The organism is Methyloglobulus sp. (assembly GCF_046714055.1).
GTDB lineage: Bacteria > Pseudomonadota > Gammaproteobacteria > Methylococcales > Methylomonadaceae > Methyloglobulus.
Genome location: NZ_JBKKBJ010000224.1, coordinates 1 through 11,182, shown reverse-complemented (window position 1 = coordinate 11,182; position 11,182 = coordinate 1). Strand labels below are relative to the sequence as shown.

At 47.9% G+C, this 11,182-nt stretch carries 14 protein-coding genes; 11 read left to right on the top strand and 3 right to left on the bottom strand.

Annotated features, from left to right (window positions below):
* The coding region (gene mutM / locus ACLQ6D_RS13655) for a bifunctional DNA-formamidopyrimidine glycosylase/DNA-(apurinic or apyrimidinic site) lyase (RefSeq protein ID WP_411727869.1) at positions 1-770 on the bottom strand (770 nt) is incomplete at its 3' end.
* A 397-nt stretch (positions 771-1,167) separates the two neighbouring features.
* Positions 1,168-3,435, bottom strand: coding sequence for a 5-methyltetrahydropteroyltriglutamate--homocysteine S-methyltransferase (gene metE, locus ACLQ6D_RS13650; protein WP_411727868.1), 2,268 nt, complete (start codon positions 3,433-3,435; stop codon positions 1,168-1,170).
* A gap of 104 nt (positions 3,436-3,539) precedes the next feature.
* Between metE and ACLQ6D_RS13645 the strand changes: the two genes are divergently transcribed.
* Entirely contained in the window at positions 3,540-4,421 is an 882-nt protein-coding gene (locus ACLQ6D_RS13645) for a LysR family transcriptional regulator (protein WP_411727867.1), read from the top strand.
* A 191-nt stretch (positions 4,422-4,612) separates the two neighbouring features.
* Positions 4,613-4,975: a VOC family protein gene (locus tag ACLQ6D_RS13640; protein WP_411727866.1), complete on the top strand. Its 363-nt coding sequence runs from the start codon at positions 4,613-4,615 to the stop codon at positions 4,973-4,975.
* Here ACLQ6D_RS13640 and ACLQ6D_RS13635 read toward each other — a convergent pair.
* A complete protein-coding gene (locus ACLQ6D_RS13635) occupies positions 4,949-6,421 on the bottom strand; it encodes a PLP-dependent aminotransferase family protein (protein ID WP_411727865.1) in 1,473 nt (490 codons plus the stop codon). The two genes, ACLQ6D_RS13640 and ACLQ6D_RS13635, sit on opposite strands and share 27 nt — an antisense overlap.
* 282 nt (positions 6,422-6,703) lie before the next feature.
* Here ACLQ6D_RS13635 and ACLQ6D_RS13630 point away from each other — a divergent pair, with 282 nt between their 5' ends.
* The 9 genes from ACLQ6D_RS13630 to ACLQ6D_RS13590 all read left to right on the top strand — a co-directional run.
* On the top strand, positions 6,704-7,180 hold the full coding sequence (locus tag ACLQ6D_RS13630) for a VOC family protein (RefSeq protein ID WP_411727864.1): 477 nt from the start codon (positions 6,704-6,706) through the stop codon (positions 7,178-7,180).
* 39 nt (positions 7,181-7,219) lie between these two features.
* Entirely contained in the window at positions 7,220-7,735 is a 516-nt protein-coding gene (locus ACLQ6D_RS13625; protein WP_411727863.1) for an SRPBCC family protein, read from the top strand.
* Between the two features lie 35 nt (positions 7,736-7,770).
* Positions 7,771-8,172 carry a VOC family protein gene (locus tag ACLQ6D_RS13620; RefSeq protein WP_411727862.1) on the top strand — a complete coding sequence of 134 codons (402 nt, stop codon included), beginning with the start codon at positions 7,771-7,773 and terminating at the stop codon, positions 8,170-8,172.
* Between the two features lie 13 nt (positions 8,173-8,185).
* Positions 8,186-8,563 carry a hypothetical protein gene (locus ACLQ6D_RS13615; protein ID WP_411727861.1) on the top strand — a complete coding sequence of 126 codons (378 nt, stop codon included), beginning with the start codon at positions 8,186-8,188 and terminating at the stop codon, positions 8,561-8,563.
* Positions 8,564-8,582: 19 nt separating this feature from the next.
* Entirely contained in the window at positions 8,583-9,020 is a 438-nt protein-coding gene (locus ACLQ6D_RS13610) for a hypothetical protein (RefSeq protein WP_411727860.1), read from the top strand.
* A gap of 104 nt (positions 9,021-9,124) precedes the next feature.
* Complete coding sequence (locus tag ACLQ6D_RS13605; protein WP_411727859.1) at positions 9,125-9,478, top strand: DUF1428 domain-containing protein; 354 nt, start codon at positions 9,125-9,127, stop codon at positions 9,476-9,478.
* A gap of 65 nt (positions 9,479-9,543) precedes the next feature.
* Positions 9,544-9,858, top strand: a complete 315-nt coding sequence (locus tag ACLQ6D_RS13600) for a DUF4287 domain-containing protein (protein WP_411727858.1) — start codon at positions 9,544-9,546, stop codon at positions 9,856-9,858.
* Positions 9,859-10,021: 163 nt separating this feature from the next.
* Entirely contained in the window at positions 10,022-10,621 is a 600-nt protein-coding gene (locus ACLQ6D_RS13595) for a DUF1579 domain-containing protein (RefSeq protein WP_411727857.1), read from the top strand.
* A gap of 242 nt (positions 10,622-10,863) precedes the next feature.
* Positions 10,864-11,182 (top strand): transposase (locus ACLQ6D_RS13590; protein WP_411727856.1); only part of this gene is annotated, 319 nt, incomplete at its 3' end.

Sequence of the window (11,182 nt, the reverse complement as noted above, 5' to 3'; positions counted from 1 at the left end):
CTTATTTCTTTTAATGGTTGCAAACAGTGTCGGCAGGGCAATCCGGCACGCCCATACACACGAAGCTGTTGTTTGAAATAACCGGGATTTCCCGCTTCATTCACGAAGTTCCGCAGCGTAGTTCCGCCTTGTTGGATAGCGTTTTGTAAAACTGTTTTAATGCAGTCGGCTAGGTGCTGATAACGCGGCAAAGAGATTCTTCCGGATTGCCGCGTAGGGTGTATGCCCGCCATAAACAAGGCTTCATTCGCATAGATATTGCCAACACCGACGACAATATGGCTATCCATGATAAACGACTTGACCGGCATTTTGCGCTTTCTGGATTGCCGGTACAGGTGGTTGCCGTCAAAACCGGACAATAGCGGTTCCGGCCCTAAATCTTTGAGCAAGCTATGTTCTGCCACAGGAACGGTTGTCCACAACACTGCCCCAAAGCGGCGAGGGTCGTTATAACGCAGCAAAGAGCTATTGTAAAAAATAAAATCGATGTGGTCATGTTTGCCGGCAATCTTTCCTTCCGGCATAATCCGTAAACTCCCGGACATGCCTAAATGCAGGAGTATCGTGCCTGCATTGGTAGAGAACAGGAGATACTTGGCTCTTCTGGAGACCGACCTGATGCTGAGATTAGTCAAGGTGTCATTAAGCGTTTCCAGCACAGGCCAGCGCAATTGAGGTTGTCGGACGATAACCTGTTTGACAGTCTGCCCTTCAACATGCGGCGCGATACCCCGCACTGTGGTTTCAACTTCGGGTAATTCTGGCATGATAAGTATTGTGCGATTTGGGGTCGATAGTTAGGATGTCCAGGTCTGCTATATCCCCAGATTCTAAGGAATTGTAACTATCTATTAAATCGAGAGCAATCTTACCGACTTTCTTTGTTTGTTATAGCCACCTCACGAAACGGAAAAAATCGTGCGCCAAAAGTTTCTGAATGGTCGTAATAGCGTTAATTTGTCGTGCTTAACTTGTTGTTAAAAGTAATCGTCGGCCAGGTTGAAGTGGTCTTATCTGAATAACTATAGGAGTTGCATCAGTGTCACACGAATTGTCCGTACGTGTTCAGCGCCTAAGTTGCGCGTTCCAGATAGGGAGATGTTCAAGCCAATGGCAAATACACTTAAACCTGACATATAAATTTTGTGGTTTTAGGTTTTGGAGTTATACGAAAGACGATCTTAAAATCTTAGCGGCCTCGATCATATTGGCTAATGAGATTCTGACATCGTGCCACTGCCGTGTTTTTAGCCCGCAGTCGGGGTTTACCCATAATTGGTCTGGGTCAATCCTTTCCCCCGCTTTTTTCAGCAAAGCAATCATATCTTGGGTTGTCGGCACGTTCGGGCTGTGTATGTCGTAAATGCCTGGCCCTATTTCGTTCGGATAATTAAAATCGATAAAGGCATCCAATAGTTCCATATTGGAACGGGATGTTTCAATCGTTATCACATCGGCATCCATATCGGCGATAGCAGTAATGATGTCGTTGAACTCCGAGTAGCACATGTGGGTGTGGATTTGTGTGCTATCTTTTACACCGCTTGAACACAGACGGAAGGCACGTACCGCCCAATCCAGGTAAGCCTGCCAACGCGATTGGCGTGGCGGCAAGCCTTCCCTGAAAGCGGCCTCATCGATTTGAATAATCGGGATACCGGCTTTTTCCAGATCCATCACTTCGTCACGCAACGCCAAGGCCAGTTGATAAGCGGTGGTTGATCGTGGCTGGTCGTCGCGGACAAACGACCAGTTAAGAATGGTTACAGGTCCGGTCAACATGCCTTTCATGGGTTTGTCGGTCAGCGACCGGGCATATTGGCTCCAGCGCACGGTCATCGGTTTTGGCCGGCTTACGTCGCCGTAGATGATTGGCGGTTTAACGCAACGGGAGCCATAAGATTGCACCCAGCCATTAGCGGTAAACAAAAAACCGTCCAACTGTTCGCCGAAATATTCCACCATGTCGTTGCGTTCTGCTTCGCCATGCACCAACACATCCAATCCCAGATTTTCCTGTTCCCTGACGCAGAACTCGATCGTTTGTTGCATTTGTCGGACGTAGTCGTCTTCACTGAGCAAACCTTGCTTGAAATCATGGCGCGTTTTTCGAATTTCCGGTGTTTGCGGAAACGAACCGATGGTTGTGGTTGGATAGCTGGGTAAATTGAGTTTTGCACGTTGTTGCTCCCTTCGTACAGGGAAAGGATTTTGACGTAGCGACATGGCACTATTGACCTTCGCGAGTTCAGTCTGTACCGCCGGATTATGGATCAAACCGGATTCCCGACGTGAGTGGATTGCATTCGCCGAAGCGATCAATTCCGGTTCAGCTGCTTCTGGCTCTTCTATTGCCAGGCGCAAAATTTCCAACTCAGTGAGTTTTTGCCTTGCGAAAGCCAGCCAAGATTTGATGGTTGGGTCTAAAGCGGCTTCGTGTTCCAGGTCGATAGGAACATGCAGTAGGGAGCAGGAAGGCGCTAGCCAAAGCTCCCCTTTAAAGCGGTCCCGCACTGTAGCGATGGTTGTTAAGGCAGCTTTCAAATCGGTACGCCAGATATTGCGTCCATCGATAAGCCCTAATGACAGCACTTTATGGTTGGCGAAGTTATCCAAAACCGCCGTCAATTGTTCAGGCGCCCTGACTAAATCGATATGCAGCCCGGCAACCGGTAATTTACAAACGAATGATGTAAGTTCGCCCAGTTCCCCGAAATACGTGGTCAACAGCATTTTAACCGGGCTACTTTGCAATCGATTGTAGACAAGCTCAAACGCGTTTCTCCAGGCATTGGGCAAATCCAGCACCAGGATCGGTTCGTCGATTTGCGCCCACTCCACGCCCTGGTCTGCCAAGCGATGCAGGATTTCCCCATAAACCGGCAGCAAGCGGTCTACTAGATCAAGTTTGTTGAAGTCGCCAGTCGTTTTCGCCAGCCATAACCAGGTCAAGGGCCCCAGTAATACCGGTTTCGGCTGATAGCCCAAGGCTTGTAGCTCGCGTGTTTCATCGAATAACTTTGTGCTAGACAGGGCAAAATGCTGATTCGATGCCAATTCCGGGACTAGATAATGATAATTGGTGTCGAACCATTTGGTCATTTCACACGCCCGAAAGGGCACTCCATCGTTTGCCTGACCACGAGCCATCCTGAAATAGGTATCAAGGCCGATTGATGATCCAAACCGTTCTGGAATAACGCCGAGCATGACACTGGTGTCCAAGACCTGATCGTAGTAGGAAAAATCACCGACCGGAATAAAATCCAGGCCGCTACTGGCTTGCAGTCGCCAATGACGTTGCCGAATTTCGCCGGCGATTCCCTGTAATTCGTCCTGATCTATTTCGCTACGCCAATAGCGTTCCAGGGCAAATTTCAGTTCGCGGTTTTCGCCCAGGCGAGGGAAACCGAGGTTATGAATTTTAGTCATCAATACTGCTCCACGTAGATTAAACACAAAATGGCATTGTAGGGCTTGTTATTTGTGAAAAATATTGATAGTTTCTCACTATTACATGAGAAATATTCATCAATATGGAACTGATCCACTTTCGCATCCTGTTGGCGCTTAAACAACGCGGCACCTTGAATGCCGCTTCAGAATCGCTGCATCTGACCCAATCTGCCTTATCGCACCAGATGAAAAACCTGGAACAGCGTTTGGGGATTATTCTGTGGCGTAAGCAAGGACGCACCTTAGTGTTGACTCAGGCAGGTCACTACCTTTCCGATGTTGCCGAATCGGTCATTGCCACCGTTGATTCCGCCGAGCAGCACCTGACCCTGTTGGCGACAGGAAAAATAGGAAAACTGACTATCGGCATCGATTGCCATGCCTGTTATGAATGGTTTCGCACGATTCTTCAGCCCTACCTGCAAGCCTGGCCGGATTTGGCCATCGAAGTGACATCCCGCTACCGGTTTAATTCGTTCGAAGCGATTCAACAATACAAGCTTGACGCAGTGCTGACTTCCGACCCCGTGTTTAACGGTGTGCTGCATTACCAGCCCTTGTTCGATTTTGAGCTGGTGTTAATAGTCTCCAAGCAACACCGGCTCGCCGGGTTTAAAGTGATTGAACCGGCCGATTTGCAACAGGAGACCATTCTGACTTACCCGGTCGAACGGGAGCGCCTGGATATGTTCAGGAAAGTCCTGCAACCCACCGGGATTGAACCGCTAGCCCATATCACCGTGGAAGAAACCGACATTATGTTGCAGTTAGCCGCCAGCCAACGCGGTGTTTGCCTGCTGCCGGAATGGTTGCTGGCCGATAAAGTCAAAAATCCAGACGTGGTCAGCCTAAGGTTTAAAAACCTGCCGATGACCAAGACCATGTATCTAGCCACCCGCCAGGAAGACGTGCAACTGGAATATATCCAATGGTTGATTGAACATGCACAATCCAAAATATGATTGTGTACTAACTTTTGAGTAAATTAAAAACTGATGTTACACGGATTTTCGGATGCTTTGCTTAGGGACGTGTTTAAATTAGCCTAACCCAAAGCTAAACTGGGGCGCGGTTATAGACGGTTTTATTTTCAGCCTCCCGTGCCGCGCCCGGTTTGCTTTACGTTATCCCCTGCAATGGCGAGGAGTTTGCAATGAAAATCGACGGTGTATTTGAGGTCGCGGTCAAAGTTAAGGATTTGGACGTGTCGTCCAAGTTTTACCAAGAAGTTCTTGGCTTTAAAAAAGGGCTCTACGATGAAAAGCGTCGCTGGCTTTTTCTCTGGGTTGGAAACAACAATGGCATGGTTGTATTGCAGGAAGACAAGGGAAATTGGCTGCGGCAACATTTCGCCTTCAGGGTTGATGAAACTGAATTGAATGGGCTGAAGGACTATTTGGAAAGCAGGAATGTAGTAGTGGAAGGTCCAGTATCATTGGACTGGATGAATGCCGTTTCAGTGTATTTTCCTGATCCAGATGGTCATGAGCTAGAGTTTTGCGCCATTCGGAAATGACTGGCGCATTAGTCCGGCAAGGCTGTTGATGGCCTCGTCTATCTGTTCAGCCCTAATCATGCCCAAGCCAAAGGCAAGGCCGTTCTGCCCCTTTCCGGCAATCGGATAGCGGGCCAGCGAATAAAGCCCGATTCCAATTTCTTCTGCTTGGGCAGCAATTGTTGATGCCATTAAATTACCCTTAACCCATGCGGTCAGATGCAAGCCGCAATCGACTGAGATAGGTTCCAAAAGATCACTGCAATGGCTCGCGATGGCTTTTGTCAGGGCAGTACGCCGTTCACCATAGATTTTGCGCATTTTGCGGATATGGCGGGCTAAATGGCCTTCAGCAATAAAAGTGGCCAACGTTTCCTGTTCGAGAATGGGGCTATGCCAATCGCTAAACCGCTTGGCCGCGACGAGGGCGTGCCGCGCCCAGGGTGGAGCCAAAACGAACCCGATCCTGAGTGAGGGAAACAGGCTTTTTGAAAAAGTGCCAAGGTAGAACACTGACCCATTATGATCGATGCTTTGCAGCGCATCGTGAGGGCTGCTTTTATAGCGGAATTCGCTATCGTAGTCATCTTCAATGATGACTGCGCCGTGTAACCGTGCGAAATTAAGTAGCGCTATGCGCCGCGCAACGGACATCACACACCCTAGTGGAAATTGGTGTGAAGGGGTTACATAAATGATGTGCGTTCCTGGTGGAATTTTCTCAACGATGATGCCGTTTTTATCGACTGGAACGGTAACCACTTTAGCACCCGCAGCGGCGAAAGCAATGTGTGCAGGCCTATATCCAGGATCTTCGAAAGCAACCGTGGTTTGTCCTGCCGTCACTAAAATCCGGGCCAGAAGATCCAACGCTTGCTGAGTCCCTCCTGTGACCACTATGTCATGTTCTTGGACGGCAACAGCGCGTGTAGTGGATACATGCGAGGCAATCATTTTCCGTAGGGTAGGTTGGCCTTGGGGGTCGGCATAAGAAGTGGGTGTTTTCGATAATGACCGTTGCGAGCGCACCAACAAGCGTTGCCAAACTTGAAAGGGAAAGGACGACTGATCGGAAAGGCCAATTCTAAAATCGAAACGATAAGGGGGCTGAAAGGGTGCTGGTAGCGACGGAGGATTGCGCCAAAAAGAAACGATACGGGAATCTGTATTTGAATCACTTACTGATGGGCTGCGGCGCATCGGCTGGGAATCCTGATCGGTTACGAATGCCCCTGCACCGGGGCGAATACTGATATAGCCTTGGCTTTGCAGCAACTCATAGGCTGCCACGGCAGTGTTGCGTGACACGCCCGTCAAGGCGGCGAGCTTGCGTGTTGCCGGCAATCGTAAGCCGGGTTGCAATCTTCCACTCACAATCGCCGTACGTAACTGATGGTGCAGCGCACGGAGCAGCTTGCGCGAATCTCGCGTCGGCATGATTAAGGACAACTCAAAAATTGGATCCATACTATCTCTACAATGTGGTTCTTTTCAAAAGCCAGATGGTGTTTTATTATCACACACAATTGCTTGGCAATAAAAATGGGTGCTAGGACATTTACCTAGTGAATTCAATCCAATATGAAAAGGAGACGACATCATGGCGACTAAAATTTTCGTCAAGATGTAGCGTAGAGCAATTCAGCGCAATCGAAATTTTCAACAGAAGTGTCGATTCGGACAACTGCCATTCGACTGACAGTGTAGGCAAAATTTTACAACCACTCAACCTTAACCAGGAGAACAATCATGACCACTAAAATCAAACCCATACCAGAGGGTTACCACACGCTAAGCGCATACCTGACAATCCGGGGAGCATCCGATGCGCTTGAATTCTACAAAAAAGCCTTTGGTGCAAGCGAGCTGTGCCGGCTCAATATGCCCGACGGAAAAATCGCCCACGGCGAATTCAAAATTGGCGATTCGATATTCATGATCTCGGATGAAAATCCAGGATGCGGCTCCACTTCCCCTGAAGCACTCGGTGGTAGTCCCGTCACACTGCATCTTTACGTGACCGATGCGGATGCCGTCTTTGCCGATGCCGTCGAGGCAGGCGCCAAAGCGACAATGCCGCTCGAAAATCAATTTTGGGGAGACCGCATGGGCAAGTTGGTCGATCCTTTCGGCCATCACTGGCTGATCGCCACGCACGTCGAAGATGTTGATCCCAGTGAATTCCAAAGCCGAATGGAGGCTTGCTTCTCGGGAAAATCGGCGTGAAGCGTATTGCATAGAACTTCAATCACAGGAAAATAAACAATGACTAATTCCAATCAATATCAACCAAACCCTGAATTAGACCTCATGTTTGAACGCGTTGTTGACGTGCCACGAGAGCTGGTTTGGACCGCTTGGACGACCCCAGAACAACTTAAACAATGGTTTACGCCTGTACCGTGGAAAACTGTGGATTGTGAAATTGACCTTCGAGCTGGCGGAATATTCAGTACCGTGATGCGCTCACCAGAAGGGCAAGATTTCCCCAACATCGGTTGCTATTTAGAAGTTGTTAACAATGAAAAGCTGGTTTGGACAAACGCACTTGAACCCGGTTTCCGACCAGCCAATCAATCTGGAGGAAGTGCTGAACACCCGTGCGCTGAGTTCGCTCTTACGGCGGTCATTTCGCTTGCGGCGCACACAAATGGCACAAAATACACGGCACTGGTGATGCACGCCGATAAAGAAGCGCGTGTCAAACATGAACAAATGGGCTTCCACGAAGGCTGGGAAGCAGCGCTCGATCAACTGGTGACAATGATTAAAAAGATGTAAAACAACCCCCTACACACTGATAAAAGGAAAGCAGGATGTCCAGACAAATATTTGTGAACCTACCCGTCAAAGACCTGAACAAAGCCATCGGGTTTTTTACGCAACTCGGCTTTACCTTCAATGCCCAATTTACCGACGAAACCGCCACTTGCATGATCGTGAGTGATGACATCTTTGTTATGTTATTGACTGAGGCAAAATTCAAAACTTTTACGCCTAAATCCATAAGTGACGCCACAAAAAGTACCGAAGTGCTATTAGCTTTAACCTGCGAAAATCGAACAGAGGTCGATGAAATAGTACGTAAAGCCTTTGCAGCAGGTGGTACGACTTATAACGAACCGAAAGACCATGGTTTTATGTATGCACATGGCTTTCAGGATTTAGACGGGCATATTTGGGAAGTGTTTTATATGGAGCCTGAAGCAATAAAATAAGATGGAGAATGATATGGAATCTGTTTTGATTAGCGTTGTAGTTACAGCCATATTTTTTGTGATTACAGCAACGGTAGGAGGCCGCCTTGGCCATACAGCAAAGCCCTATGGCATTGTGAAATTGGCCGCCCATATAATTCTCTTTTTATTAGTGTCGGGTGGAGTCATCGCATCAATCTACAAACTGCAAGGAGTGATGGACAATAAGTTGTATTCCACAATCTCCTTATATGTGGCGGCGTTGACATTGCTGACAAATTTCACAATCGGCATAAGCATGGTACTGATCAAGCAAAAAAACCGGAAACTGGTTTTAGTCCATAAGCTATCAACACGACTTATGGCGACTTCGATTGTGGCGAGCATCCTATTTTTGACTGTGAAAATTTGAAGAGAAAGGAAAATACTTTATGCTTTGCGTCAATAACTACACTCAAAAATATATAGACGAATGCCGTTCAAGAGTCGCTGCACAAGTCTCCGCTTACCAAACCTTAGTTGTAGCAGTGAGAAATCAAGCCGCAACTGATGTACCGCTACTTAACGCCGCAATTGAAGCCTTTGAACCGCATTTCTTTAACAACATGGCCCTTACTTTAGAGTGCTATTTCGTTCATAGGGCTAGGGCCATAGAAAAGAAGGATGGCAATCCACTCAACGAAGTGAGGATGTTGTGCAATTCAATGGTGAATAACAACAATAGGATGTGTGCGGATAAGACGATCAAATTTGATCCAGCCAAGTCCGTGTTGAAATACCAAATTGGAGATGAAATAAGATTGAATGAAGCAGATTTCATACGCCTTTCTTCGGCCTACTTTGCTGAAATTGAAAGTAAATATTTGTAAACTGCGATGAGATGTTCGAAGTTATGTGATAGAAATTAAAGGCTTGCCGATAACTTAATTTTCGGTGTAATAGAAACAATAACGTAAACTTGAGGAGATATATTATGACTTATGTTGATGGATTTGTTCTCGCTGTACCCACAAAAAATAAAGACATCTATAAAACACATGCTGAAAAAGCGGCTATCGTATTCAAAGAATACGGTGCGCTAAAATTAGTGGAATGTTGGGGAGATGATGTGCCAGAGGGTAAAGTCACGTCTTTCCCTATGGCTGTCAAATGCGAACCGGACGAAATGGTGGTTTTCTCTTGGATAATTTGGCCATCGCGTGAAGCACGTAATCAGGGCATGGCGAAAGTTATGTCTGATCCACGGTTGCAACCTGACCAGAACCCCATGCCATTTGATGGTAAGCGCATGATATACGGCGGATTTGAAATGATGGTTGATGAATAAGCCATGCACCTAATTTACCTTATTCATAATCAAAAACTCACTGGGTAACGCAAACAGGAACCCTTATGTCATTTCAAGCTTACATAGACAACATCAAGATAAAAACCGGCAAAACAGCGGACGAGTTTAAACAACTTGCCGAACAAAAAGGCTTGCTTAAGCCAAGCGTAAAAGCAGGAGAGATTGTTGCTTGGCTCAAAGAAGATTTTGGATTGGACACGGACACGCTATGGCGATTTATGCCACTTTCAAAAAGCCGTAGGATGGGGCTAAACAACGTGCAGCCCATCATCAACCTCGAACGATGCGCTTCCCTTCGTTCAGCACATCCTACGGAACTAAATCTTAAACAGGAGGTAACTATTTCAGGGAAAAATTAATCGATTAGGCGGGACTTGACAAATAAGCATAGCCAGGATTCATCCGGTCGAGATAACCTTAAAACCCGGCCCCCTAACCTTAACCAATAGGAGATATGAAGATACGATAATGACTCGAGAACATTGACACACCTTTACTCACCACAAACTCAAGGAGATAACTATGCGTTTCTTACAACAAACACTTACCTATTTCATTTTCCTACTGATGGCATCCGTTGCCATCGCAAAAGAAGTGAAAGTGGAACAACACATGGACCAGCAGGCGATGATGGAGCTTTATACGAAGCTGGCCACGCCCGGCGAGCCCCATAAGCTTTTCGCCAGCCTCGCCGGAAGCTGGACAACCAAAACCAAGGAGTGGATGGAACCCGGCAAGCCTCCAACGGAATCAACCGGCTCTGCGGAAATGAAGATGTTGCTGGATGGGCGCTTTCTCTACCAGGAATTCACCGGCCAGATGATGGGGCAACCTTTCTCAGGGATTGGGATCGATGCCTACGACAACGTTCGAAAGAGATATGTCACCGCGTGGATGGATACCATGGGTACAGGGATCTTCATAATGGAAGGCACGGCGAGCGCGGACGGCAGGACCATCACACTGAAGGGGCAGCACGCTGAACCGGGCGGAGGACAGATGACACATCGTGCCGTCTGGAAGATTGTAGACAGCAATACCCAGACGTTTGACATGTATGGGGCTCACCACGGCGGCAAGGAAATGAAGATGATGGAAATCACCTACACTAGAAAGCCGTAGTGCGAGGAACCCCTGATTTCGTCCGTCGGCAAGTTCACCTCGATCTAAATCAATCACTACCGTTCGTCCTGGGCTAATCGGAGAGCCGTAGGATGGGCTAAACAGCGTGCAGCCCATCAATCGCGTAAGATGGGCTTCGTGCCTAAGCCCATCTTACGGAACTAATGTGGGGTTGGTGTTAATTTTGGGGTGGTGGGGATAATTGGTTTTATGGAAATTGTTTGTAGGGCGGAAACCGTTAGGTGTTCCGCCTAATACGTCGGAACACGGCTAACGCCGCTTCCGACTTACGGGTTGCCGTTGACGCCAAACACAAGCTCATTGTTGCCGAAGCCGTGACCCAAGACGGCAATGACAGCCAGCAACTGATGCCCATGGTTGACAAAGCCCAGGCCATCCTGGCATCAGGGAATTTAACCGTATTGGCCGACAGCGGATATTATGAAGGCGACCAAATCAAGCAATGCGAAGGCCAACACATCATCGCTTATGTGGCGATCCCCGACCGGTCCGACGCCAAGACACAAGGCCGCCATACCCGGGGTCAGTTTAGTTTTAATG